General features: G+C 44.8%; 24 protein-coding genes and 4 pseudogenes. 3 read left to right on the top strand and 25 right to left on the bottom strand.

All coding sequences use genetic code 11. The features are described from left to right. Window positions 1–73: 73 nt before the first annotated feature. The 14 genes and pseudogenes from GKZ87_05475 to GKZ87_05410 form a co-directional block, all read right to left on the bottom strand. Entirely contained in the window at window positions 74–403 is a 330-nt protein-coding gene (locus GKZ87_05475; protein ID QSI24979.1) for a hypothetical protein, read from the bottom strand. A 77-nt stretch (window positions 404–480) separates the two neighbouring features. Further along, a pseudogene (locus GKZ87_05470) lies at window positions 481–1,379 on the bottom strand (helicase). After that, window positions 1,346–3,277, bottom strand: a complete 1,932-nt coding sequence (locus tag GKZ87_05465; protein ID QSI24978.1) for a DUF4368 domain-containing protein — start codon at window positions 3,275–3,277, stop codon at window positions 1,346–1,348. The pseudogene GKZ87_05470 and the gene GKZ87_05465 overlap by 34 nt, the downstream one beginning before the upstream one ends. Before the next feature lie 54 nt (window positions 3,278–3,331). Further along, on the bottom strand, window positions 3,332–3,523 hold the full coding sequence (locus GKZ87_05460) for a stage II sporulation protein R (GenBank protein QSI24977.1): 192 nt from the start codon (window positions 3,521–3,523) through the stop codon (window positions 3,332–3,334). Between the two features lie 70 nt (window positions 3,524–3,593). After that, window positions 3,594–3,824, bottom strand: coding sequence for a hypothetical protein (locus GKZ87_05455; GenBank protein QSI24976.1), 231 nt, complete (start codon window positions 3,822–3,824; stop codon window positions 3,594–3,596). Between the two features lie 45 nt (window positions 3,825–3,869). Next, entirely contained in the window at window positions 3,870–4,724 is an 855-nt protein-coding gene (locus GKZ87_05450; GenBank protein ID QSI24975.1) for a ParB/RepB/Spo0J family partition protein, read from the bottom strand. A gap of 8 nt (window positions 4,725–4,732) precedes the next feature. Continuing rightward, window positions 4,733–5,698, bottom strand: coding sequence for a plasmid recombination protein (locus GKZ87_05445; protein ID QSI24974.1), 966 nt, complete (start codon window positions 5,696–5,698; stop codon window positions 4,733–4,735). 6 nt (window positions 5,699–5,704) lie between these two features. Then, window positions 5,705–5,884 (bottom strand): hypothetical protein, encoded by a 180-nt coding sequence (locus GKZ87_05440; protein QSI24973.1) that lies wholly within the window; start codon window positions 5,882–5,884, stop codon window positions 5,705–5,707. Further along, window positions 5,796–6,182 (bottom strand): hypothetical protein, encoded by a 387-nt coding sequence (locus tag GKZ87_05435; protein QSI24972.1) that lies wholly within the window; start codon window positions 6,180–6,182, stop codon window positions 5,796–5,798. The genes GKZ87_05440 and GKZ87_05435 overlap by 89 nt, the downstream gene beginning before the upstream one ends. Window positions 6,183–6,214: 32 nt before the next feature. Continuing rightward, a complete protein-coding gene (locus GKZ87_05430) occupies window positions 6,215–7,246 on the bottom strand; it encodes an AAA family ATPase (protein QSI24971.1) in 1,032 nt (343 codons plus the stop codon). Between the two features lie 155 nt (window positions 7,247–7,401). Next, the gene (locus GKZ87_05425; GenBank protein QSI24970.1) at window positions 7,402–7,875 is read right to left on the bottom strand and encodes a sigma-70 family RNA polymerase sigma factor; all 474 of its coding nucleotides are present in this window, start codon (window positions 7,873–7,875) and stop codon (window positions 7,402–7,404) included. A 76-nt stretch (window positions 7,876–7,951) separates the two neighbouring features. Beyond that, on the bottom strand, window positions 7,952–8,383 hold the full coding sequence (locus GKZ87_05420) for a sigma-70 family RNA polymerase sigma factor (GenBank protein ID QSI24969.1): 432 nt from the start codon (window positions 8,381–8,383) through the stop codon (window positions 7,952–7,954). Between the two features lie 95 nt (window positions 8,384–8,478). Beyond that, entirely contained in the window at window positions 8,479–8,988 is a 510-nt protein-coding gene (locus GKZ87_05415; GenBank protein QSI24968.1) for a sigma-70 family RNA polymerase sigma factor, read from the bottom strand. Further along, entirely contained in the window at window positions 8,985–9,185 is a 201-nt protein-coding gene (locus GKZ87_05410; protein ID QSI24967.1) for a hypothetical protein, read from the bottom strand. The genes GKZ87_05415 and GKZ87_05410 overlap by 4 nt, the downstream gene beginning before the upstream one ends. 71 nt (window positions 9,186–9,256) lie before the next feature. Between GKZ87_05410 and GKZ87_05405 the strand changes: the two are divergent. After that, window positions 9,257–9,482 (top strand): annotated as a pseudogene (locus tag GKZ87_05405) (hypothetical protein). On the opposite strand, the gene GKZ87_05400 reads toward GKZ87_05405, so the two are convergent. The 11 genes and pseudogenes from GKZ87_05400 to GKZ87_05350 all read right to left on the bottom strand — a co-directional run bounded on the left by GKZ87_05400 (window position 9,479) and on the right by GKZ87_05350 (window position 19,496). Beyond that, a complete protein-coding gene (locus GKZ87_05400) occupies window positions 9,479–9,652 on the bottom strand; it encodes a conjugal transfer protein (GenBank protein ID QSI24966.1) in 174 nt (57 codons plus the stop codon). The pseudogene GKZ87_05405 and the gene GKZ87_05400 overlap by 4 nt on opposite strands. A 51-nt stretch (window positions 9,653–9,703) precedes the next feature. Continuing rightward, complete coding sequence (gene tet(O), locus GKZ87_05395; protein QSI24965.1) at window positions 9,704–11,623, bottom strand: tetracycline resistance ribosomal protection protein Tet(O); 1,920 nt, start codon at window positions 11,621–11,623, stop codon at window positions 9,704–9,706. Window positions 11,624–11,989: 366 nt separating this feature from the next. Continuing rightward, window positions 11,990–12,364 (bottom strand): TnpV protein, encoded by a 375-nt coding sequence (locus GKZ87_05390; protein ID QSI24964.1) that lies wholly within the window; start codon window positions 12,362–12,364, stop codon window positions 11,990–11,992. After that, window positions 12,345–14,579: pseudogene (locus GKZ87_05385) on the bottom strand (DNA helicase). Before GKZ87_05385 ends, GKZ87_05390 begins: the two are co-directional and overlap by 20 nt. 10 nt (window positions 14,580–14,589) lie before the next feature. Continuing rightward, window positions 14,590–14,814 (bottom strand): annotated as a pseudogene (locus tag GKZ87_05380) (AAA family ATPase). A gap of 120 nt (window positions 14,815–14,934) precedes the next feature. Beyond that, on the bottom strand, window positions 14,935–15,270 hold the full coding sequence (locus GKZ87_05375; GenBank protein QSI24963.1) for a hypothetical protein: 336 nt from the start codon (window positions 15,268–15,270) through the stop codon (window positions 14,935–14,937). Beyond that, window positions 15,263–15,457 carry a hypothetical protein gene (locus tag GKZ87_05370; protein QSI27894.1) on the bottom strand — a complete coding sequence of 65 codons (195 nt, stop codon included), beginning with the start codon at window positions 15,455–15,457 and terminating at the stop codon, window positions 15,263–15,265. The genes GKZ87_05375 and GKZ87_05370 overlap by 8 nt, the downstream gene beginning before the upstream one ends. A gap of 607 nt (window positions 15,458–16,064) precedes the next feature. Next, window positions 16,065–16,313: a winged helix-turn-helix transcriptional regulator gene (locus GKZ87_05365; GenBank protein QSI27893.1), complete on the bottom strand. Its 249-nt coding sequence runs from the start codon at window positions 16,311–16,313 to the stop codon at window positions 16,065–16,067. Between the two features lie 113 nt (window positions 16,314–16,426). Beyond that, window positions 16,427–17,404 (bottom strand): cell filamentation protein Fic, encoded by a 978-nt coding sequence (locus GKZ87_05360; protein QSI24962.1) that lies wholly within the window; start codon window positions 17,402–17,404, stop codon window positions 16,427–16,429. 23 nt (window positions 17,405–17,427) lie between these two features. Beyond that, the gene (locus tag GKZ87_05355; GenBank protein ID QSI24961.1) at window positions 17,428–19,227 is read right to left on the bottom strand and encodes a DUF262 domain-containing protein; all 1,800 of its coding nucleotides are present in this window, start codon (window positions 19,225–19,227) and stop codon (window positions 17,428–17,430) included. Between the two features lie 56 nt (window positions 19,228–19,283). Continuing rightward, window positions 19,284–19,496 (bottom strand): helix-turn-helix domain-containing protein, encoded by a 213-nt coding sequence (locus GKZ87_05350; GenBank protein QSI24960.1) that lies wholly within the window; start codon window positions 19,494–19,496, stop codon window positions 19,284–19,286. 196 nt (window positions 19,497–19,692) lie between these two features. Here GKZ87_05350 and GKZ87_05345 point away from each other — a divergent pair, with 196 nt between their 5' ends. Both GKZ87_05345 and GKZ87_05340 read left to right on the top strand, forming a co-directional pair. Then, window positions 19,693–21,300 carry an N-6 DNA methylase gene (locus GKZ87_05345; protein QSI24959.1) on the top strand — a complete coding sequence of 536 codons (1,608 nt, stop codon included), beginning with the start codon at window positions 19,693–19,695 and terminating at the stop codon, window positions 21,298–21,300. Between the two features lie 64 nt (window positions 21,301–21,364). Then, window positions 21,365–24,280 (top strand): HsdR family type I site-specific deoxyribonuclease, encoded by a 2,916-nt coding sequence (locus GKZ87_05340; protein QSI27892.1) that lies wholly within the window; start codon window positions 21,365–21,367, stop codon window positions 24,278–24,280. The last annotated feature ends 1 nt before the right edge of the window (window position 24,281 follow it).

The raw sequence follows: 24,281 nt of genomic DNA, 5'->3' as shown, positions 1-24,281 counted from the left end.
CAATATATTTACTTATTACATTTACTATATGTCAAAACGGCATCAGCTCCACGCCAATGCCGCCTTTTCTCGGTTATAAAATTCCTGCTTTTTTGAGATACCCTACGCTGTTATAGCAGCCACGAAAGTACACCGACTGCATCTCCATATCAACAAGCCTATTCTTTAGCTCTATTACTTTGATAACGGCGGCACATTCTTCCTGTGTCAGCTCCGCCGCCCGTTCCATATCAAACATACCTAATACTTTCGGATACTGCTGATACAGGCTCTCAATCTCCTCCTGAACGGCTTTGTATTCCTCATTTTCCTTAGAAAGATTGGCAATGGCAGAGTTTAGATATTCGTTAAATATATTGCTGTGGGTATCTACAAAGGTTTCAAATCTGAAATCTCCAGACATCGCTTACACCTCCGACTTGTTCTATCTGCCCTCTATTATACTTCCCCAAATGGGGCAATACAAATCTGCAAACGATTTTATCGCTCCCGATTTGTACATTTTCTTTCGGGCTGTTCCTCGTTTTGCTCTGGCTCGGCATCGAGTACGGCTGGGTCTTTCTGGTCTAAATTCAATTCAATATTGAGGACGTTTAACCGTTCCGACTTCTCTTTCAGCTCCTCCTCAAAGGCAAAAGGCTTTTGTATCTCTACCTTTGCGGTTTCAAGCTTTGCGATGGTTTCCTCTTTTTTGTCTTAGCAGCTTCCAGTCTGGCAGGGAGCTTGGAAAGCTCATTCTCAATTCGGGTCAGATTTCCCAGAGGGTCTGTGCCTAAATCCACCTTGTACTTTGCTTTTCCACAAAGATTTAGACAATAATGGGCGTTGACCGCATCATAGAAAACTTCCATTTTGAAGCCACGGTAGCTGCCGATTACGGTAGGAGCAGACAGGGGATATTCCTTGTAAACGGCAAGGATCATATCCCCTGCGGCTGCCTTTTCGGTGTACTTTATCCCTCGCAAGTTCATCGGACAGAACTTTTCCTCGCCCTGCGGCTTGTTCTGTTCGGAAAGAATGGCATCAGCTTCATAGCAGATGATACGCTGTTCATACTCCTTAATGGTCTGCGGATAGTATTTGAGTATCCTGTCCTCAAGGTCGTAATGCTCGGAAAGATAACTCTGCTTCAAAACTTTGAGCTTGGAAACCTGAATGTCCAAATCCATTTTTTCCTTAAAACGCTCATCGACTGTGGCAAGCATTTTGACCTCCGCAAAGGACAGGGCAACCTCGTCCACATCTTTGGCAGAACGGACAGGGCTTTTGCTCGTCATTATCTGGCTGATGAATTTTTGCTTACTCTCCACCAACTGATAGAGGTACGCATCAAAGGTCTGCTCCGTCACATAGCGGTAAACCTCAACCTCTGAGAACAGATTACCCTGCCTTTCGATACGCCCCTGTCGCTGCTCAAGGTCAGTCGGTCATTTTTTGCGGACAGTTCAATACATGCCTGTCTGTTTCGCTCCCTGCTCCTGCGTTTGCTCTCGTTTGATTTCTCCCTCTGTATCTTCTTGGCACAAGCAGGACAATACTTCGATATGCCAGAGCGGGGAACATATTCAACACCGCACACCGTACAATTCTTAGGCTTTAACGCAGTCCACCGCTTTGTCGGTGTGATATGTAATTCACCGACAAAGCCGATGAATTTATAATAAATCTTGATTTCCTGCCGCACCATTCCGTCTGTAAGTTTCTCACGTTCCGAAACAAGTATCTTGTCTATAAGTGCGTTTATGATGGTTGCGTCCAGTTCCTTAATGCCTTGATAGTTGCGGATTAGGGAGAGGAAATCACGGACACCCTGCGTCTTCTCATAGCTGTCGCTGAGCGTTTCCGTTACCTCTTTCAGCCTTGCTTCAATTTCAAGCTGTTCTTTCTGGTATTTTCCCGACATCATCTCAAAATTCCGCTCGGTAATACGCTCCATCACCTTATCTTCATAGAGTGAGGAAAACAGCCTGTCCAGTTCTGCAAGGCGTTTGTTCAGTTTTCTTTGCTCCTTTTCCAGTGCCTTTGCCTTGCTCTGGTCTGTTTCCGTGAGCCGCTTTTCAATCGCCCTCACTGCCTTTTCATCATTGACTGCCATATCCGCAAATCGGTTGATGTCGGTGAGGACAGCGTTGAACAAGTCCCTCGCTTCAATGCTGTGTGCGGTACACATGATATTACCGTATCTGCCATAATTATTGCAGGAATATTGTACGCAGTCGATGATGTCGGGGCGTTTCCTCCTGTTGGCACTCATAGCCCGCATCGCATAGCCGCAGTCCGCACACTTAATAACGCCTGCAAAGATGTTCTCAAAGCCGCCCTTGTTTTCTGGTAATCTGCGGCTTGTAATAAGCTGCTGTACGGTATCAAATTCCTCCTGCGTGACTATCCCCTCATGGGTGTCTGGTATCACTTCCCATTCTTCGGGCAGCTTAGAGGGGCGTTTCTTGCTTTTCATGTTGGCGGCAATCCGCTTGTAGCCTGCAAGGTTTCCCGCATATATCGGGCTTCTTAAAATGCCCCTTACGCTGTTCTCGCTCCAAATATAACGGTTCTCCTCATTCTCCTCAAAATACCTCTCATAGCCTGTTGCCCCCTGCTCCGCCGCATAAGCGGCGGGGCGTAAGATATGCTGTTTGTTGATGTGCTTGCGGATTTTGGCGATTCCGTTGCCCGCTAACGCAAGGTCAAATATTTCCCTTACCACATGGGCAACTTTGTCATCTATCAGCAGATGGTTGTGGTCGGCGGGGTCTTTGACGTAACCGTATGGTGCTGTCGTCCCCATGAATTTCCCCTGCTGAAACCTCGCTCGGTACGCCGATTTTATCTTGACCGACACATCGGCGGAATACATTTCGTTTAGGATGTTGCGGAAAGGCGTGATGTCCATAGCGGATTTATTGAGCGTGTCCACGCCGTCATTGACCGCTATATACCTCACATTATGCTCTGGGAAAAACACTTCCAGATACAGTCCGCAATCAAGATAGTTCCTCCCCAGACGAGATAAATCTTTCGTGATAACGCAGTTTATCAGACCGCTTTCAATGTCCTTAATCATGTTCTGGAAACTTGGTCTTTGGAAATTTGTACCAGAGTAACCGTCGTCCACATACGTTTTTGCTAAGTGCCATCCCTGCTTTTTCACATAATCCGTGAGGATGGATTTCTGTGTCGCAATGCTCGCACTCTCGTTATCCGTGCCATCGTCTTTTGACAAGCGGCAGTACATGCCGACTTCATAAATCTTGTTCTCCATTCTTATTCCTGCCATACTGTAAAACCTCCATATCTGTCCTATCTGTTTTCATGTTCCATTGCGTACATTCTAAGCGGACAGCCCCTCATTGTCGAAGGTGTCGCCCTCGGCAATCTTCTTCCGAATATCCTCGGAAATAATCGGGATAAACGCTTCTGTGACTGTCTGCGTGCCGACATATTCACGGCTGATTATCATCTGAACTGGTGCTTTCGGCACGATACGCTTTCTCTTTTTATCTGCTTTCTTATCCTCGCCCATACTTAAATCTTCCTTTCCAGACAGGGCAGGAGAACGTCTGGAAACGCCCCGCCCTGTCAATCAGATACCATCAATCCCCGCTGTTTACTTCTTTCTGTAATGCTTCAAGGAGTGCTGCTGCTTCATCAGCGTTCAACGTGATACCCTTTCCGCACTTCTCACGGTTCGGGGAAAAGCTGCGGATGTCATATTTCGGCTCTCTTCCGTTCCATGAGATAAGATTGATTTCTTTTGTGTAGCCGCTGTCGCCCTTAGACAATACGGCGATTTCCTTTACAATCTCATACTGGATTTCTTTCATTCTTCATACCTCAATTTTCTGCATTTACCTCCCGAAAAGAGAAGATTAGCGGCTGTCCCTGCCCCGTTTCCTCTGCAATTCACGCTCCAAAAGTTTAATGATGGTTTCCTCCATCTGCTTCGGCGTTGTGTTCTTCGGAAAATACTTTTTCAGCTTGCTTGTGTTGATTTTCAAGGTTTCTTTCTGGTTTCCCTTTTCCTCCGTCATAATTGCAAATATCGTATCCATGTCAAGCCGCCCGCTCTGGCTTAGGCTTTTCATCCGCTGTGCCTGTGAGAGTGAGGGCGTTGCTTCTTCGCTCTCCATCGTGGCAAAGAGGTTTTCCTGCTCGTCTTTCTTCAAAAAGGACAGTTCCACCGCAGGCGTGAGGGCGATTTTCCCCTCGTCCACCATCCGCAAAATCGGCGGTATCAGTTCCGTCAAACGGATAAATCTTTGTACGGTCATCCTGCCTACGCCGAAGCCCTGTGCCACCTTGTCGTCCGTCCGCAACTTCGTCACAACTTGTGACGAGGTTAAGTCTGTGCGGAAACCCTGCCGCTTCATGGCTTCGGATTTCATCTTGTAGGCAAACGCCCGCTCTGATGGCAGGATATTCTCACGCTGTAAATTACTGTCTACAAGGGTGATGATGGCTCGGTCACGGTCTAAGGGCAGGACAAACGCAGGCACGGTATTTATCCCTGCAAGTTCAGACGCACGGACACGCCGCTGCCCTGCAATCACTTCATAGCCGTTCCCGTCCTCTTTCGGGCGTGTGATTATCGGCGTGACAATGCCAAATTCCTTGATGCTTTCCGCTAATTCTGACAGCGTTTCATCCTCTGCCACATGAAACGGATTGTCGGGAAACGGGTACAAGTCTTTGGTCTTTAACACCTTAAAATCCTGTTTCTTCATTCACATATCTACCTTTCTTTCGCTCTGCTTTTATGGTTTTTCTGCAATTCTTCCAACACTTCGGGCGGTATCTTTGAGAGCAGCCGCCCCATCTGCTCGTTGGTTCTCTGCAACTCAAATATCTTCTGGTTCGCTTTCTGCACCTTTAGTTCCTGCTCATACTTTTCATCACGCATACGCCCCGCATAGTCTGATTCCTGCCCGATTTGCTCCTTTAGGCTATTGATATAGGCACTCTGCTTACTGATTTCCTTTGAGAATTTCTCCACGTCTGGGAGCCATGCCGCAATCAGTTCCAGAGCCTTGTCACGCTTCTTCCCTGCATTAAAGGCGTTGATGTCGGACAGTGCAGACACAATTTCCTCATACTGTTTATCAAGCCTGCCGCCCAACTTATAGAGCCATGTGGGGACATGTTTCCGCTTCGTTTCCATTGAGGACTGACCTCTTTCAAGCTGATTCCACCGTGAGGACATCCGCTCATGGTAGGCGGTCTGCCATTCGGACAGGCTCTTTTGATTGCCTAAAATTGTTTTGGCAGACAGCTTATTGTCTGGTGTAATCGGCACAAAACAGAGGTGCATATGCGGCGTTCTCTCGTCCATGTGGACGACTGCGGAGAGGATATTTTTCTCCCCGACACGCTCTGAAATGAAATCCAGAGCCATCGTAAAATACGCTTTCTGTTCTTTGGGCGGCAGGCTGTTCATAAATTCTGGCGAAGCCGTGATAAGCGTTTCCACCATCATCACGCTATCTTTCCTCGTCCTGCACCCTGCTTCGGCTACCATGCGGTTAATCTCTTTCTTGTAGGTGTACCTCGGCGGATTCACAAGATGGTAGTTATCTTTCGAGCGTTCCATATCTATATCTGGATTGCTTTTATAGGCTTCTTTTTTACGCTCGTTGTGGCGTTCGCAAGCCGCAACGCCGCCCGCTTTGCGTTTCTGGAAACGCAGGATTGCATAGGGCATAATTCATCATCTTCCTTTCTTCGGCGGGTAAACTGCCCTTTGGGTGACAGCGGTGACGGCGGTGACAGCAGTTTTGGGATACCCCCTACCGACTGCCTCAACTGTCACCCTTATTCCCTGCATGACGGTCATGTCGATGATGACGGTGTTTTTGGAATACCCCCTCGCAAGAGCCGTCACCGTCATGCTGCCATTCTTTTATCCGAAGCGTGGAGCGTAGGATAAGCAGGGCGTAAGACCTGCCATAAGGGAGTCCAGAGGGAACGTCTGGCACACGACTTTGCAGGGCAAAGTGTAGTGTGTTACACCCTGTAAACGCAGTCGGAAAAATCGGAAGGATTTTTCTGACCGCAGGGGTGGTTTTACACGCCGAAAAGGGCGGGTAAATCCTACGCCTGCACTTTGCGTTTACGGGGTGTTCTCCCGCAGGGATGACAGCGGCAGGGTATCCTAAAATCACTGTCACCGCCGTCACCGCTGTCACCCGCAGGGCAGAGTCGCCAGCTTTACACGGCTTTAAGCGTCAATGACAGTAACAGGGGGTATCCCAATATCGCTGTCACCACCGTCACCGCTGTCACCCGCCCGCTTTGCAAGCGAAATCTGCCTGCCGTGTTTTTTGCGGCTGTACTGATAAACGATATGGTTCTCATTTAAAAATGTGGTGCGGTATTCATTGAGCCATTTCGTAATCACCGTGGGTATGGTTTCCGTTTCCCTCATAGCGGCTAACAGCTCCGTTGCCGTGCCTGCCCATTCTTCCTTATCCCTCATAAAATCCACCAACCGAAAAAGGACGTCTGGTATCGTTTCTTTCGCAAGCTGCTCCTGCGTTTTTCTCTCCACAAGTTCCCAACTGCAATCACGGAAACGCAGCGTGTATTCCTGATAGGGCGTGTCCCTGCCCGTCACATACAGCTTGGCGGTGTCGGATGCCCGTTTCTCCTTTTCCAGAACAAAGGTAGCGTCCGCACTCCCCGTTAAGCCTGTCGTCCCAGACACCTTGTTGAACACATCGCTGTCATTCTGCTTTCGGATGTGGTGTACGACAATGACCGCCAATGAATGCCTGTCGGCAAAGTCTTTGATTAGTGAGATGTCCCCATAGTCGCTTGCGTAGGCATTGTCTTTTGAAGCTGTACGGACTTTCTGCAAAGTGTCAATGACAATAAGCCTGCTGTTTGGGTAATCTTTCAGATAATCTTCAAGCTGCACGATAAGACCGTCTGACAGCTTGCAGCTTGCCACGGCAAAGTGAAGCCGCCTGCTCGCTTCGTTCGTCAATCGGAACAGCCTGTCCTGTATACGGCAGAACGTGTCCTCAAGGCAGAGGTAAAGCACGTCGCCCTCCATTGTCGGCATATCCCACAAGGGAAGTCCCTGCGACACGCATAAACATAGCTTCAGCATGAGCCAGCTCTTTCCTATCTTCTGTGAGCCGCAGAACAGCGACAAGCCTGTGGGGATAAGGCTGTCCACCACAAAGGACGGCTTCTCAAGCGGTTCATAAAGGAGCGTTTCGGCGTTGACTGTCTGTAACTTCTGCATGGCTTTCCTCCTTTCGGGCGGTGTTTTTGTTTTCGTTGCACATAGGCGTTGACCTCCTTAAAAATAGATTTACTCCCACGAAGAAAAAGTGAGAGTATGTAATGCCGCCAATCCCACACAAATAAAAAACAGATTTCTTTTTCGGGCGGTGTCGGTCACGGTTGGAGATACTTCCTCATTTCCGCCTTTACTTTCTCCTTTGCAATCGCAACAGATTTCTGTATTGCCGAAGCGGTGCAATGCTCCATAGCGGCGATTTGGTAAAAATTGAACTCATACTCGTAGTAGAGCAGGAAACGCCGCCTTTGTATCTCTGGCAGTCCGTCAACCGCCTTACAGAGCAGTTCTGCCCGTTCTGCCTCAATCATTTGTTCCTCTATGCTCTTAGGCAGCTTCAACGCCCGCCTGTTCAGCGTTTCGTCCCATACTTCCGAAAACTCCCTGTGCCGCTCGTCCCATTGGAGGAGATTCCTGTTCCTGCGTTCCATCTGCCGAAACTCCATAAAGAACTGTTCCGACACTTCCAACTCGTGGGATTTGCCCTGCCCGTCCTTAAAGCTGATAAAATACCTTGTGCCGCTTTCCGTGGATTCCTCCCGAAGCGTGTACGCCTTAACTCTGTATGCCATCCCGCTTGCCTCCTGCAAAAAATAAGTGAGGGGATTTCCATCCCTCACCCAGTAGCCCGCAGGACGGCAGGCTGTTTTAGACGCTATAAAATTTTCGTAGCTTCTTCCGCAGATGGTCTAACCTCGCATAGATGGCACCAGTCGTCAAATGCACGAGCGGGGCAATCTCCTTTGTGGAATACCCCTGCATTTTCAGCAGGACGATTTTCAAGGTACGCCCGTCCACCGCGACTAATACTTGATAGAGATTTTCGCTCTCAATCTCGTCCAGTAACTCCGCAACCGTACCCACTTCCGTCTGCCGCTCCCTGTCTGCCATGTCCTCAAGGTATTCCGCAATGTCATTCGTCCATCGGTAAAACCGCCTGTTGGAATTGAAGTCTGCCCTGTCCGCAATGCGTATCTGCTCAATGGTCGCTTCATCAACGCCGCACTCACGCAGCAGCTTTTCCTCCGCTTCTTTCCAGATACGCCATTTCCTGTCCTCCCGTCCGTGGTTATATGCCATGCTTCTTTTCCTCCAATCAGAATTGATTGAGAGGGCAGAGAAAAACCCCCTCATTTTCCCAAAGGAAAAAACAAGGGGGCTGAACGCCTTAAATTTTAATTTTCTATTATCTTTCTTAGTTTTCTTAGGATTCTGGCTTTGCGTTTGTTCACAACGCTCTGGGTTATGCCGAACCTCGCCCCGACTTCACGCTCAGAAAGTCCGTCAAAAAAGATTGCCTGTATCAATTCCTGTTCACTATCCGACAGCAAAGGCAGGGCGGCTTTCAGCCTGTCCACCATAACCGCATTGACAACGGTTTCCGCAATGTCTGCCGCTTCATCAGCGATAAAGTCTAAAGGCTTCCCCTCGCTGTCCGTAAATCCATCCAGAGAAAGCAGGCTGTTCTTCGTATCTAATTTTTTCAGATAACGCCACCGTTCCTTATCTCGGTAGAAGTCCGTGTATTGCTCCCTCACGACTTCAAGCAGACAGCCTTGAATGGGGATAAACAGCTTGTCCATATAGGTCTGGTCGGATTCCCTGCGGCGGCAGAAATCCGTATAGGACAGTTCCACATATCTGCCGCTTTCCTTGATATATACCTTTCTCGGTGCGTATTTCACTGTAAGTACCTCCCATCTGAATTTTTGAAATGTTCAAAATCCAGATGGAGAGGTGGCGAACGACACCTAACACCACTAATAGCCCTATGGCACTTTCCAACAAAAATCGACAAAAGAAAAACCGCAAAGGCTCTATGACCTTTACGGTTATGGGAAATATTAATTCTGTTGTATGGAGATTGTACTTCTACATTCAAGGCAGGAAGTGCCGTTGCATAGGCAGAAATTTTTTTAACTGGTTTCCTGCCGTTCTCTGATATGCTATGTATTGATAAATTTTGCTTCGTATGAGCAGATAGATAACTGCCCGAAAAAAGGACATAAAAAAATCCCTCCAAATTTAAAAACAAATTCAGAGGGTAATTTAGGGTATAACAAAATAACCCACCCGAATATCGTTTTTTTTATTTGGTGAGTTTGTTCTTTCAAATACGAAACAAAAAGAGCCGATGATTCGTGAATTGTTCCACAATTTCATCGGCTCTGCGTCTTAAGCGTCTGGCTCTTTGATGACAGTTATCTTCAAGTTGTCAACTTTAATCAATCTTTCTTGTCTGCATTTTGGACAATAAAGGGGATAATTCTCCAAAACAGTGTCCTTCCTAATTTTATTACGGGTTTTGTTCCCACAAACAGGACACAATATCCATTCGCATTTCATCATAATTAGTCTCTAATCCTTTCAAATCTCATTTTATATGACTTTTGCAAGCTGTTAAGCTAACTTGTGGAACATATGCCGAACCTTATCTATACGGCTATTCGGGCGGCGGGGTTGGCAAATAAATTTACCAATAGCTGGCTGGTATCCTTTTAACTCTGTCAAGCAGACTCCCTGCCCATTTGTGAAATAAGTTAAATCGTTCCTGTATTCTTGAATACATCTAGCAGGGATTTCTCCTTTCAGAATGACCTCGTCATTCTTTATCTGAGTACTTACAATATCTGCACAATACCTTGGAGCATCATGATACGCCCGTGAGAGATATTCCTGCGGTGCATAAATTTCAAAGTGGAGATATGGCTCTAATAGTTCTGTCCCTGCTTTTTTTAAAGCCTGCTCCAATACGATAGGGGAAAGCAGCCGAAAGTCTGCGGGGGTACTTACAGGACTATAATACAATCCATATTCAAAACAGATTTTACAGTCTGTCACTTTCCATCCATACAGCCCCTGCTCGCAGCCATAAAGAACCCCCTCCATAACCGCATTTTGGAACGATTGATTTAAATATCCAAGTGAAACTCTGCTTTCATACTGCACTCCGCTTCCAATAGGGAGCGGCTCTATGGACAACCCGACAGAAGCCCAGAAAGGATTTGGCGGGACTTCTATGTGGATGGTATATTCTGCTTTTCTAAGCGGTCTTTCCATATATATAACAGTAGGCTCTTTTATTTCTGCCTCCACATGATATTTTTCCTCAAGGATGGCACAAATGACTTCCATCTGCACTTTCCCCAAAAAAGAAAGTATAATCTCATGCGTTGTAGTATCCACATAATATTTTAAAAGAGGGTCGCCATCTGAAATTTCTGTAAGTGCCCCAAGCAATATTTCCCGCTGTTCAGATTTCTTTACTGCAATCGTTGTTTGGAGCATAGGGAGAGGATTTTCAATAAATTTTCTCTGCGGCAACAGTATTCCGTTCCCCAAAATACTGTTTAGCTGCAAAACATCATTTGGTAAAATTACAATATCACCAGAGCAGGCTGTATCGGATGAATATAATTCACCGTTTGTCGGAACACACATCTCTGTGATTTTTATTTTCTCTTTTTCAGATATTCTAATAACATCCCTCAAATGCAATGTTCCGCTATATATACGCACATAAACAAAACGCCGCCTTTTCTCTGAATATTCAATCTTAAAAACCTGCCCGCATAGTTCAGATTGACCTTCAGGCGTTGATGAATAAAATTTACTGGCAATCACTTCTATAAGCTGCCGAATCCCCAGATTGTTTTTAGCGCTTCCGTGATAAACGGGAAATAACGTTCCGTTTTGGAATCTCCTGTTTTCTTCCTGTTCCAGTTCTGACATTTTAAACGGTTTCCCTGACATATATTTCTCTAATAGTTCATCGTTTCCCATAATTACCGCATCCCACTGTTCCATATCGTCATTGTCCGTTACATTTATATGGGGATGCTGCCCAACCTTTTGCTTCACTATAATTTCCGAAGAAAGCTTTGCTTTCATTTCTCGATATACCATTGGCAAATCAATCCCCTCTTGGTCAATTTTATTGATGAAAAAAATTGTCGGAATCTTCATTGTCTGTAGTGCATGAAACAGTATACGGGTCTGTGCCTGTATGCCATCCTTTGCAGAAACTAATAATACTGCTCCGTCTAATACGGATAAAGAACGGTATACTTCCGCCAAAAAATCCATATGGCCTGGCGTATCTATAATGTTGACTTTTACATCCTCCCACTGAAAAGATGTCACTGCTGTCTGGATAGTGATTCCCCTTTGACGCTCCAAATTCATTGTATCTGTCCTTGTTGTGCCTTCATCTACGCTCCCTAGTTCTGCAATTGCACCACTGGTATACAATAAACTTTCCGTTAATGTTGTCTTTCCTGCGTCAACGTGAGCCAGAATGCCTAAGTTAATTATTTTCATGTGATTTTCCTCCTATCAACACCCAAAAAAGGGCATAAAAATACCCAGTGATAAATACTCCTATCACTGGGTAAATAACTCCAATAGCCCCAAAACACTTATATGTTTTCGGGCATATAAAATTACATGATAAAAGTATTCTTAAACTGGGTACAAAAAACTAAGCCCCATATTAAAAGTGAAACGAGACTGCTACTTTTTGTTCCCACTATCAAATTGACAGTTTATTTAAGAATACCTTGCCGCATATTTATTAACTCCTTGTATAATACTGAATCTAATTATATTCCTTAACCCTTTATTTGTCAAGCTGACAAACTAAAGCAGAAAAAGCGGCAGGATTTCCCCCTGCCACTAATCATCTGTTTATGCAAAAATAATTTCCTTTTCCACAATCTCCCTCGCACAAGCCCTTATGTTATTGAGGCATCCTGTCCATTCTAAGGCGTTTTCTGCCTTTAGCTGTTCCGTTATGCCCTGTGCCTGTTTCATACCCTCTATGAGCCTTTCAAAGCGTTCCTGTGCCTGTCTGTTGATGTCGGCAAGGTAGGCGTTTAGCCTGCCGCTTGTAAGAAGATTGGTGTATGTAACTTTACGGTACTGTTTTAGATAATCTAAATGCCGTTGCCCCCAGATGCCTATTGCCTGTTCTTCTTCGGCGGGTACAGTTAAGCACGGTATCAAATAATCCCCTTGCCTTTCGTATTTGCCGCCCAGTTCCTCAAATAATGATTTTGCCATTGTCTGTTACCTCCACATTCTTTTTTATTTTGAATGTCCGCAAAATCCGTCCTACATCAGAGGGTCGCCACGGACAATCTAAATTATGAATAGCGATAAGCCTGTCTTGGACATTTGTGCCTGCCCCCATCTTTGGAGTAGAGCCTAACAGGACACGGACTTCGCCGCTTCTGACCTTTGCAAAAAGCTCCTTTTTCTGTGCATCAATGGTGGCTTCGTGGATAAACCGCACCTGTTCGGCAGGAACACCACGGGCGATGAGCTTCTCACGAATATCATCATAGACATTAAATGAGCCGTCATTCTTTGGGGTACTAAGGTCGCAGAATATAAGCTGCGTTGCCTTTGTGTCAGTGTGTTCCTGTCAGATACGGTACACATGGTCGATACAGGCGTTGACCTTACTGCTTGGGTCATCAAGCAGCATCGGGTCAATCATCCTCTGGTCGAGAGCCAATTTACACCCATCATTCGTGATTTTCAGCATATTGTCGATATTCGGCTCTACAAGCCTTGCCCTGACTTTCTCCGCCCGCTTTGCAAGGGAAGCCACCATTTCCGTCTGTATCTCGCTCGGCTTAGTCTTTACGTTGTGGTAATTGACCTTTGGCACAGGGAGCTTTAGCATATCGGCGGTCTGTATATCCGCCACCTCACGGAACATTAACATCAGCTCTGGCAGATTAAAAAACTTGGCAAAGCGGGTCTTAGCTCGGTAATTCGTACCCTCTGGGGCAAGCTCCAAAGCCGTGACCGTTTCTCCAAAAGTAGAAGCCCAACTGTCAAAATGCTGCAAGCCGTTCTGCATCAGGGTGTCATACTGCAAGTACCTCTGGATGGAGTACATCTCGACCATTGAGTTTGAAATCGGCGTACCTGTGGCGAATATCGTGCCACGGTTGCCTGTGAGTTCGTCCAGATAGCGGCACTTCATAAAGAGGTCAGAACTTTTTTAAGCTTCGGTCTGGGCAATGCCGCCCACATTTCTCATTTTTGTATACAAATACATATTTTTGTGAAAATGGCTCTCGTCAATAAAAAGCCTGTCAACGCCGAGCTGTTCAAAGTCAATAACCGTATCCTTTCGCTTGGTATCGTTGAGCTTGTCGAGCTTCATCTTAATCCCTTTTCGGGTTTTCATAAGCTGCTTAACCGTGAACTGTTCTCCTTTGCTTGCCTGCACATCGTCAATACCACGCTCAATGTCATCAAGCTGCTGTTCAAGCTGTTCCCGTTGCCGTTCAATGCTCATTGGGATTTTTTCAAACTGCGAATGTCCGATAATGACCGCATCGTAATCACCTGTGGCAATACGGGAACAGAACTTTTTGCGGTTGCCCGTTTCAAAATCCTGCTTTCGTGTCACAAGGATATTGGCACTCGGATATAGACGCAGATACTCAGAAGCCCATTGACCGACAAGATGATTTGGAACAACGAACATCGCTTTATTGCAAAGTCCGAGCCGCTTGCTTTCCTGTGCGGCGGCGACCATTTCAAAGGTCTTGCCTGCCCCTACCTTGTGGGCAAGGAGCGTATTGCCCCCCATAAAGGATATGGGCAATGGCATTGACCTGATGGGGTCTTAGGGTAATCTCTGGGCTGATACCACCAAACGTGATATGGCTTCCGTCATACTCACGGGGGCGTACTGAATTAAAGGTATCGTTGTAGTACCTGACAAGGCAGTTTCGCCGCTCTGGGTCTTTCCATATCCAATCCTGAAACGCCTTCTTGATAACCTCCTGCTTTGCCTGTGCCGCTGTGGTTTCTTTTGCATTGAACACCGCTTTTTTGTTGCCGTTTTCATCATACACATAATCAAAGATACGGGTGTCACGCAGATTTAGGGTATCCTCAATAATACGGCCCTCTTTGTACCGTAGGTGCTGTCCGCCTTGATATTCCCAAAATTGGAACTCTTATTCTCAATAAACCAGTCGCCGTTCATCGGGGTGTAGCGTACCTTGAGCCTGCCCATTGCATAGCTTGACGGGGTTAATAGCTCCACCACAAACCGCTGAATATCCTCCTGCGGTATCCATGTTGTACCCAGACGGACGGAGATTTCAGCCGCAGACAGGTCTTTCGGTATGACCTGCTTTAAGGCTTCCACACTGACCGCAAGCTCTGGATTGTCCTTTGCTGCGGCTTCTGCGATTAAGAGCTTTGTCCGCACATTCCCCGATAAATACTCATCGGCAGTCACATATTGATACATCAAAAGATTTATCGTCTATGATACTTTGCATCACGGTGGAGAGGGTTATAGGAATATCATCAGGCTTTTTATAGCCCAGAGCCATTGTGAGATTTGCCTGTGCATCGGCATCAATGAGTAGGACTTTCTTGTCCTGCTTTGCCAGACCCACACCCAGATTGACCGCCGTGGTTGTCTTTCCGACACCGCCTTTCTGGTTTGTCAGAGCAATCACTTTGCAATTTGACATAGGTGCGTCCTCCTTTCGCATTTATTTAGCCGCTTTGTCAAGGCGGCTATGTAAAGTTCCTTAAAACGAAGAAAAGCCGACTGGCTATTACACCAATTGGCTATGTAAAATCTTCTGTATTCAGTTTTCATTGAGGGATAAGGCTTTCTGTATCTGCTCCATATCCCACTTATCAGGGAATAGAGCTGCTAATATGCGGAACGCATCATATAAGCCTGCTATATATGAATAATCGGAGTATTCTAAGTTCTGACTATCCCTGCAATCCAAAAGCTCTTGACAGACCTTTCGCTGTTCCTTTATCAGTTCAAGCTCGTTATATTGCTGCTCCGCCCATTCTCTCGCATCTTTTTCCTTTTGATACTCTGGACTAAGCTGTATCATCTGAAAAACGGTATCATCTTTCAGTTTTTCCACCGCCACCTTTACAAGCTCGGTAAATCTTTCATCATACATCGCACCCTCCTGTCAGTCTTACTTTCAGTTTCTTAACAGGTGCATTTATGACCTTGAATATCAGCTCGTCAACGCAGTCCGTATATCTGCCCTGCTGTATGAGCTTATTTTTCAGCTCCACAATGCTATGTAAAACTATCTGTCGCTCGTGGTTATCCAAATATGCGTGATATGTTTTTTCTCTCATCATCAGCACCTCCATTTCTTCAATTCCATTATATGTAGAAACGGAAAGCGGCTCAAATGTGCAATTTGAGCGAAAAAATAAGCGTACCACTATTTCTAATGATACGCCTATCTCAATCAATTTCCAAACATCTGTTGTCTGCATTTTTACTGTAATATGGACACTACATAGATATGTGACCTTTGAAAAATCCCTATTTTTCGTTTGTGTTCCCCCCCATATCAACAACCACCGAAACATCAAAATAGTTTTTTAGGTGTTTATTGCGACTATTTTTGCCCTCTGGTGAGAACACGAAATGCTTCGCAAAGTGCCTAAAATAAAGGATTTCTACGAGTTTTTCTTTTGTATCAACACAGTAGTCTCCACATGGCACGATACCTCGATTATGATGTCGGTTTATCGTAGTAGTCGCTGCCTGTTTTCGGAAACATATCAATGCGATTTTTCGTTTGCGGGAACTTATCCAAAACCACATTCCTACTTATATTATATACGGCAGGGGAATAGGGCTTTTTTTGCAACCGTCTCAACTTTGATTTTTGACGTCTCAACATGAACTATCCGGGATTTCCGGATAGTTCGAGTGCAGTTATAAAGGATTTCTTTATAGCTCGTCAATTATCCACCGACCTTTCTTAGTTGAGCCAGTCCTTTTCAAAATCCCCTCATCCTGCAATTGTCTCATGGTATATCGAATGCCGCTATATGACAACCCCACTTTTTCAGCTAACTGTTTTTGTGTGATAACAGGATTGCACTTGATTTCTGTTAATATTCTATCCCTCGCACTTTTTTCTTCGCCAGTTTCTGTGTCAGTTTCTGTGTCAGTTTCTACGTTAGTTTTTGTGTCAATTTGCTTGCCGGATAAATTTCAGTTGTAGAATAGCTTGTTTCTCTAACATCCTGTTTCCTGAAATTTCTGTTTTCCTTTTCCCATTTTTCAACGAACATAATAATGTCCTCCAATCAATGCTTTTTTCCTTTTTGCTCCAGTAACTTGATGCTATCAAGATAATCCTGCTCCACGCTGCTGAGCGTTTTTGCCTTGTATTTCTTGTATTCTGCCTGTGCTTTATCCATTGCCTGGTTATGACTAATGGAGCCGTTTCCAATTAAAAGATTTTCTCCTGTGGAAGTCAGGATTCCATCAAGGTGTTTTGCCCAATCTTCCATAGTCATTGGAATTTCACGCTCTGCCTGTCTCTCAGCAAAATCAAGATATCCTGAAACAAGTTGGCCCATAGCACGAAGTTCTTTCTCGTCTAAATAGTTCTTAGCAACCTTCGCTTCACGCAAAGTTGGCTGGTCGCCGGAAAAGGTCATCAAACCCATGAAATCCTTCTCTGCATCCGCACGATGGTAGATAACCTCTGCTGCAGTTTCACCGGAAATCGCATAATGGATTTTATTTTGTACCCGTTTGAAGAACCGAATGGAAACTGCTGCTGTCGGGTCATAGTCAACACTGGTCGCATAGATTTCCAGCACCTGACGGTAGAATACTTTCTCCGATGCACGGATATCACGGATTCTTTCCAGTAATTCCTTAAAGTATCCGCCACCACCCAGCTCTTTCAAACGGTCATCATCCATCGCAAAGCCTTTTTTGATGTACTCCTTTAGGATGTTTGTGGCCCAGATACGGAATTGCACACCACGCTGAGATTTAACTCGATAGCCAACGGAGATAATGACATCGAGGCTGTAAAAATCAACTGGCTTGTCAGAATTAGCAATGTGCAAATTTTGCACGTTGCTTTCTGGAGACAGTTCTCCTTCTTCAAATACATTTTTAATATGCTTTGAAATAACGCTTCTGTCTCTTTGAAACAGTTCTGCCATCTGACTTTTTGAAAGCCATACAGTATCATTTTCAAAAGACACATCTATCTTTGTCAGACCATCTTCTGTCTGGTAAATGATTATATCTCCATGCTCGTCCACGCTGTTATCCTCCTATTCTAAGATTAGTCCAGTGCTTCATAGTATTTCTTCACGAACTGGGCCATCAAATATCTACGCTTCTCAAGGAACTCTGGGAAGCCCCAGATGTCCATATCCATAAATTCCTCTGGCACACAGTTCTCAGCCAGATTGCGCTTCAGGTCATCTTCGGTAGTAATGCCACCGTAAGATAGGTCGCCTCCTGCAATCTGTTTCTTCATCAATTCCATATACACGCAAGGAGCATCGTCCTTGATTTTGATATTGATTTCAGACTGTGTGTACACATAGTTGGCAATCTGGTTATAGTCTTTCCGGTTATTGACACCATTTTTCTGCAGGTACTTTTTCGGGAAGATATGGTGAATGTCACCTCGCTGCTCGATAAGTGCCTTTACATCAATCTGCTCGGACAGAAAGCCTCTGGAGCCAGCCTTAACCTGCGCCATAAGGAACACAAGGAAGTACGGGCTGCTTGCAACGGAGGTATCCAGTCTGGTAACCAATACGCTGTTCCAGAAAGCATCGGAAAGTTCACCGGCCTCTGTATTCTTGATGAACTGTACCGGGTCTTGCTCAGAGAAACGCTTGATATCATAGTCAATGGCAGATTCAGCGGAGCCAGAATAGCGACCTGTTAGCATAGAGAGCACAAGCCATTTTCTAACCAGTTTCTCAATAACCCCAGCATCCAGCTTCTGGTCTTTCAATGTCAGATACAAAATGTAGCCGAAGTTCAGTACGTTCTGAGAACGCACCAGCGAAGCATCGATAATTCCTGCTGACTTCACAATCATAATGTACCGCTGGAAATTCGTCTGGTTTACGAAGGCCTCAACGCCCTGACGCAATGTTGCAAAAGAGCTCTCAGCGATAGCTTCCAAGTTCTCTCTGGTTTCAAAATCACGACCAGACAGCAAGCTCACCAAATCAGAAATCTTACCACGCTTGAACTTATGGGTGAACGATACACGCAGCACATCCGTGTAGGAAGGCACATAGATATCCTCTGTTTCCTTCACAATCCACTTAATTTTCTGCATGGCTTCTGTCTTAGAGAAATCGGTATCGTTCTCTGCAATCATCTCATAATCAGCAGGTCGCTGCATGAAATGGCAGAAGTAATCTATCATCTTCCTTATCTCGTTACCGCCATATTTGTCATCGGCAGAGATTTTGGACATGGCAAAGTCCGCCTGCGATAGGACAACACCCTGCGAATTGATGCGGATAAAAATATCGGTAACCTCGTCAATAGAGAGGCCCTGATTCAAATCCGTAACGCCAAGATTGATGTCCATCACCTTTTTCAGCTTTCCGATAATCTTGGAGATTGCGCTCTCCTGACCCGGCAGATCGTTATCCTTACAATACTGGATGATAAACTGGAACTCCTCAAATGTCGGCTCAAACACCTTAGAGATGTCAGGAATCCATTTGCAGTCTTTTTCAATGGCAGGATTCAGCACCTCAAAAGCCTCCGTCTGCGGATTGAATGCAATGCGGATGGGCTTGCGCTTGTAGTTGGCGTCAGTAACCAGCATTCCTTCGATGGCGGCCTGAAGCGCTGTTACACGCTGCTGCCCATCAATGAGGATTTTCTTGCCAATGGAGATAGTGCCGTCCTTCAAACGAACATCTGGATTTTTCCAGACAATGATGTAACCAATTGGAAAGCCTTTATATAGGGAGTCCAACAGGTCACGCACTTTGGTAGAATCCCACACGAAGGGACGCTGAATTTCAGGAATAGCAATTTCGCCTGACTTAATCCAGCTGATGATATTCTGTACTGATGTGCTGTAAACATCAAATTGTGACACGATGCACCTCCCTAGCATCTGTATCTTTTAATTATTCAGTATTATTGATAGTTTTTCTAATCTTCTCGTTTCACATAAGTAAGTTCAACATCGTAGCCCAGCGCTTCCAGCATCTGCACAAAAGTCTTATTTACAACACCGTCCTGCTTTTTGATGATGCGATTGACATACGGACTTGTAGTTTTAATCTTTTCAGCAAGCTGTGATTGTGTCATGCCTCTCTCTATACATTTCACTTTAACATCAACTTCTATATTGTTTTTCAGCATTCGGACTCCCTCTATCTACATCAACTTTAATAAATTATACATATCAGATGATTTATTATATCTTATTTTTGGAACTTTTTCAATACCTCTGCAAAAAATATGAGAAAAGAAGAAAATCGCTTCGTTTTCAAATTTAGTATTGACATACTAAATTTCAAGTGTTATAATACTCTTGTAAGATAAAGGAGGTATCTGTATGAGCAATCGCGTATCGTATGATAAGAACATTTTTAACGCCATTGATATTTTAAAAAGTTACGGATTCAATAGTCAGCAAAGCTTGATCGACATCCTGTGCCGAGTTATAAGAACCAAGAAAGCTTTGGTAATCGAAGATGCCGATGCCGATATTGTGTATCGCACAATGCAGGAAGAAACTTCTTCAATGTCTCGTTTTCCCGGAGACGCCGAACTATTCTATAAGCTTTATAACACCCTCTCTTCTATCGATGGACGCGCCGTTCTTTCATATCTAAATTTATCCAACGAAGGACGAGAACTGATCGCTCCAGAAGCATTGATAAATAAATTTACAGAATACATCTCAGATAAGGTCAAAAGTGTTCTCATCACTGAATGTGAACAATACGGGCCTGAATTATTGGATATTATCCAAAACCACCCAAACGTCACCTTCTCTCTAACCTGCAAACAAGAGTTCAAATACGAGCTACTTTCATCAGTCTACGAAACGTGCAGCAATGCAAGACTCCAAGTGGCTGATATATACAGCTACGGTTTCACTTCCGAACGGTTTGACCTCATTATTGCCATTCCGGTTTTCGGCGGTCGAATGTTAGTAAACGGCGAGGATTTCATCAGCCGAGAGCCCGACTTGATTGCGGTCCAGAATTTGCTCTACCATATTAATATAGAAGGTGAATTGGTAATTATTTTGCCCGCCAAGATAACCTTTGGTGGTGGCAGCGCAGCAGCACTCAGAGATTATATAGAAAGCAACTATAAAATCAAAGAAATCTGCGCTTTGCCTACTGGCCTATTTACTCCCTACACAGCAATACGGACCTATCTGTTTGTACTTTCTACAGGCACAACAGACGATGTGGTTTTGAAACAATATGAATCCAATAAGGCAATCCGAAAAAATTCCACCTGTAAAAAGCTCATCGTGACAAACGAGCAACTGCTTTTCAATGATGAATTTGCAGGACTAAATGGATGGAACATTGATATAGCATTCTTGGAAGAAGACGATGATATTAGAGCCTTTTCCGCATCTCCAGTAAAAAAACTGCCTCTAAGGGATGTTTCTACTATTTTCAGAGGCAAAGCAATAAGTTCTAAGGCATCAAGCGGGAATATCGGTGTCATTAACATCTCGAATATAACAGACACAGGTATCGACTACGCCAACCTCGACTATATCGTCGACGAAGAACGCAAAGTCTCTCGATACATTTTGCAAAATGGTGATGTTCTGGTTACCGCCAGGGGCACAACAGTAAAAATTGCAGTATTCGAAGAACAATCCACTATTTGCATTCCGTCTGCAAACATCAACGTAATCCGGCCAACAGAGTTGCTGGATGGAACTTACCTGAAACTTTTCCTCGAATCACCTGTTGGGACGAAGATGTTGAAAAGTTTGCAGCGTGGAACCGGTGTCGTAAATATCAACTTTAAAGATATGAACGAATTAGAGGTCCCTGTGCTTCCTTTAGAGGCCCAGAAAGCTCTTGTTCAAGAATACAACACTGGTTTAAATCTTTACAAAGAAACCATCGCCGCTGCCGAAGATGGCTGGCGTGGCGTTCAAGAGAAAATCAAATCAAAGCTCTATTAAGTCCAATGTTTAGGGCAGCTGCTTTGATACAATAAAAGATATGGAGGAATATAAAATGGTTACTATTTTTAATGAAGATAACACCATTGAGCAGATGATACTTTCTACGCTTCAAAAAAATGGCTGGAAATACATTCCCGCCGAGGAGCTCCCTCGTATGTATTCAGACGTGCTTGTGGAACCGATGGTAAAAGAGGCACTCATTCGCCTTAACCCTGAAATTGCGGAGGACCCTTCTCGTGCTGATGAAGTCATTTATAAGCTCAGAACAGTTATTTTATCTGTTCAACCGCATAACCTTGTAACCCAGAACGAAGTTTTCAAGAAGATGGTATTCGAAGAAAACTCATACCCGTTTGGCAAAGATGGACGTATGATTCCGATTCGTTTTTTTGGCACTATGTGCAAAGAGGATCTTGCTCTCAACGAATATATTGTAACCAACCAGTGGATTTATCCCCAAACTGAGGGCGGCAAGCGGCTGGATATCGTCCTCCTGATTAATGGGTTTCCAATCGCAATTGGTGAGTTAAAGACGCCTGTGCGTAGTGCCATTACCTGGCTGGATGCAGCTGGCGATATTTCTGCTTATGAAAAAAGCATCCCGGCTATGTTCGTAACCAATATTTTTAACTTTGCGACTGAAGGTAAGTGCTACCGCTACGGTTCCATCAATATGCCTATCAACATGTGGGGCCCGTGGCACACTGCCACACACAAGGTTGAAGGTGGCCTAGCTGATGTAAAAATTAGTATAGAGGATATGATTACGCCGGAAAACGTCATGGATATTTTCCAGTTCTTCACGATGTTCGCTACCGACAAGAAGTACCGTAAATATAAAATCATTTGCCGTTATCAGCAGTTTGAAGGCGCAAATATGATTGTCAGCCGTGTTGTGGCTGGCTATCCTAAGAAAGGACTTATTTGGCATTTCCAAGGGTCCGGTAAATCTCTATTAATGGTATTTGCAGCACAGAAGCTGAGAATGATTCCAGAGCTTAAAAATCCAACCGTCGTAATTGTCGATGATCGTATCGATTTGGAAACTCAGATCACAGCTACATTTAATGCATCGGATATTCCGAACTTAACCAGTGCCTCCACCAAGGAAGAATTGCTCTCTTTCTTCCGTGGAGATATGCGAAAAATCCTCATAACCACAATTTTTAAATTTGGCGAGGTCAGCGGAGAACTCAATCCTCGTGACAACATTATCGTCATGGTTGACGAGGCCCATAGAACTCAAGAAGGCAATCTGGGAGAAAAAATGAGAACTGCTCTGCCGAATGCATTTTTCTTCGGTTTAACCGGCACTCCTATCAACCGAGTTGATAAAAACACCTTTGCAACTTTTGGTGCTGAAGAAGATCGGACCGGCTATATGAGCCGTTATTCTTTCTCTGACTCCATCCGAGATGGTGCTACACTTCCTCTCCACTTTGAACCAGTACCTGTGGAGCTTCATGTGGACAAGGACAAACTGGACCGTGAATTTGAAACTATGACTGATGAAGCCGGTCTTAGTAAAGATGAAAAGAATGAGCTCTCTCGCAGAGTGAACATGAAAGCAATCATGTATAACCCTGCCCGAATCCGCAAGGTATGCGAACATATTGCTAAACACTTTAAAGAAAAAATTGAGCCAAACGGCTATAAGGGACAAGTTGTTGTTTATGACCGTGAGTGCTGCCTGATGTATAAGAAAATCCTTGATGAATTTCTCGGAGAAGAAGCCAGCACAATCGTCATGGATACCAACAACGACAAGGAAGATCGTTATAAAAAATATCGTCGTGACCGTGATGCGGAAGGAAAAGTTCTGGATACCTTCCGTGACCCTGCAAGCCCATTGAAACTTGTTATCGTTACAGCAAAATTATTGACCGGTTTTGATGCACCTATCTTGCAGGTAATGTATTTGGATAAGCCAATGAAGGATCATACTCTTCTGCAAGCAATCTGCCGCACGAACCGTACCTATGATCAAGGCAAGACGCACGGCCTTATTGTTGACTATATTGGTATTTTCGATGATGTTGCACGAGCTCTGGATTTTGACGAAAACAGTATGCGCAAAATCATCACCAACATCGAAGAAATCAAGAAACAACTTCCTGCACTGCTCAAAAAGTGCTTGAGCTATTTCATGGGTATCGATAGAACAGTTGAAGGCTGGGAGGGTCTCATGGCGGCGCAGGAATGCTTGCCTACCAACAAAGAAAAAGATGCATTTGCTGCCGACTACCGTGTACTGAACCGTGCGTGGGATGCATTGTCCCCTGACGGTTTCCTGAACGCCTATAAAACTGATTATCAGTGGCTGGCCCGCGTTTACGAATCCGTAAAACCGACAGACGGTCGTGGCGGATTGATCTGGGCCTCTCTGGGTGCGAAAACCATCGAGCTCGTTCATCAGAACTTGTTCGTTGGTGAAGCCAACGAGGATATGGATATTCTTGCAATGGATGCTGATTTGATTGATGATTTCTTGGAAAAGCAAAAAGACCTGAAGAAAACCACCAAAAAAGTCGAAATCAATCTTGTGGCCAAAATCCTGAATCACACCAAGGACCCGAAATTCATCAAGCTTGGTGAAAAGCTGGAGACGCTGCGAGAAAAACACGAGCAAGGCCTTCTGACCAGTATTGAATTTCTGAAACTTCTTCTTGAGCTGGCCAAAGAAGCTGCACAGGCAGAAAAAGAAGTTGTCCCGGATCAGGAAGTCGATAGAGGTATCGCTGCACTCACTGAACTTTTTAACGGCTTGAAGAACCGCAGTACACCTGTCATTGTAGAGCGCATCGTCGCTGACATCGACAGTATCGTGAAAATTGTACGTTTTGATGGCTGGCAAAGCACCACCGCCGGTAAGCAGGAGGTTAAAAAAGCGCTCCGCAGCGTTGTTTGGATCAAATACAAAATCAAGGATAAAGACGTCTTTGATAAGGCCTATAACTATATCGAGCAGTATTATTAAT

This window comes from Erysipelotrichaceae bacterium 66202529 (assembly GCA_017161075.1).
Lineage (GTDB): Bacteria > Bacillota_I > Bacilli_A > Erysipelotrichales > Erysipelotrichaceae > Clostridium_AQ.
The sequence above is the reverse complement of the archived record's forward strand: the minus strand, read 5'-3'. Positions and strand labels throughout refer to the sequence as shown.

Bases quoted from the DNA above. Each gene is read 5' to 3' on its own strand.
- GKZ87_05420 (QSI24969.1), bottom strand. From the start codon at position 8,383: ATGGCATATAACCACGGACGGGAGGACAGGAAATGGCGTATCTGGAAA.
- GKZ87_05375 (QSI24963.1), bottom strand. From the start codon at position 15,270: ATGTATGATGAAAGATTTACCGAGCTTGTAAAGGTGGCGGTGGAAAAA.
- GKZ87_05370 (QSI27894.1), bottom strand. From the start codon at position 15,457: ATGAGAGAAAAAACATATCACGCATATTTGGATAACCACGAGCGACAG.
- GKZ87_05455 (QSI24976.1), bottom strand. From the start codon at position 3,824: ATGAAAGAAATCCAGTATGAGATTGTAAAGGAAATCGCCGTATTGTCT.
- GKZ87_05345 (QSI24959.1), top strand. From the start codon at position 19,693: ATGAGCAATCGCGTATCGTATGATAAGAACATTTTTAACGCCATTGAT.
- GKZ87_05475 (QSI24979.1), bottom strand. From the start codon at position 403: ATGTCTGGAGATTTCAGATTTGAAACCTTTGTAGATACCCACAGCAAT.
- GKZ87_05400 (QSI24966.1), bottom strand. From the start codon at position 9,652: ATGATGAAATGCGAATGGATATTGTGTCCTGTTTGTGGGAACAAAACC.
- GKZ87_05430 (QSI24971.1), bottom strand. From the start codon at position 7,246: ATGCAGAAGTTACAGACAGTCAACGCCGAAACGCTCCTTTATGAACCG.
- GKZ87_05440 (QSI24973.1), bottom strand. From the start codon at position 5,884: ATGACGGTGACGGCTCTTGCGAGGGGGTATTCCAAAAACACCGTCATC.
- GKZ87_05390 (QSI24964.1), bottom strand. From the start codon at position 12,364: ATGGCAAAATCATTATTTGAGGAACTGGGCGGCAAATACGAAAGGCAA.
- GKZ87_05450 (QSI24975.1), bottom strand. From the start codon at position 4,724: ATGAAGAAACAGGATTTTAAGGTGTTAAAGACCAAAGACTTGTACCCG.
- GKZ87_05445 (QSI24974.1), bottom strand. From the start codon at position 5,698: ATGCCCTATGCAATCCTGCGTTTCCAGAAACGCAAAGCGGGCGGCGTT.
- GKZ87_05350 (QSI24960.1), bottom strand. From the start codon at position 19,496: ATGCTGAAAAACAATATAGAAGTTGATGTTAAAGTGAAATGTATAGAG.
- GKZ87_05425 (QSI24970.1), bottom strand. From the start codon at position 7,875: ATGGCATACAGAGTTAAGGCGTACACGCTTCGGGAGGAATCCACGGAA.
- GKZ87_05465 (QSI24978.1), bottom strand. From the start codon at position 3,277: ATGGCAGGAATAAGAATGGAGAACAAGATTTATGAAGTCGGCATGTAC.
- GKZ87_05460 (QSI24977.1), bottom strand. From the start codon at position 3,523: ATGGGCGAGGATAAGAAAGCAGATAAAAAGAGAAAGCGTATCGTGCCG.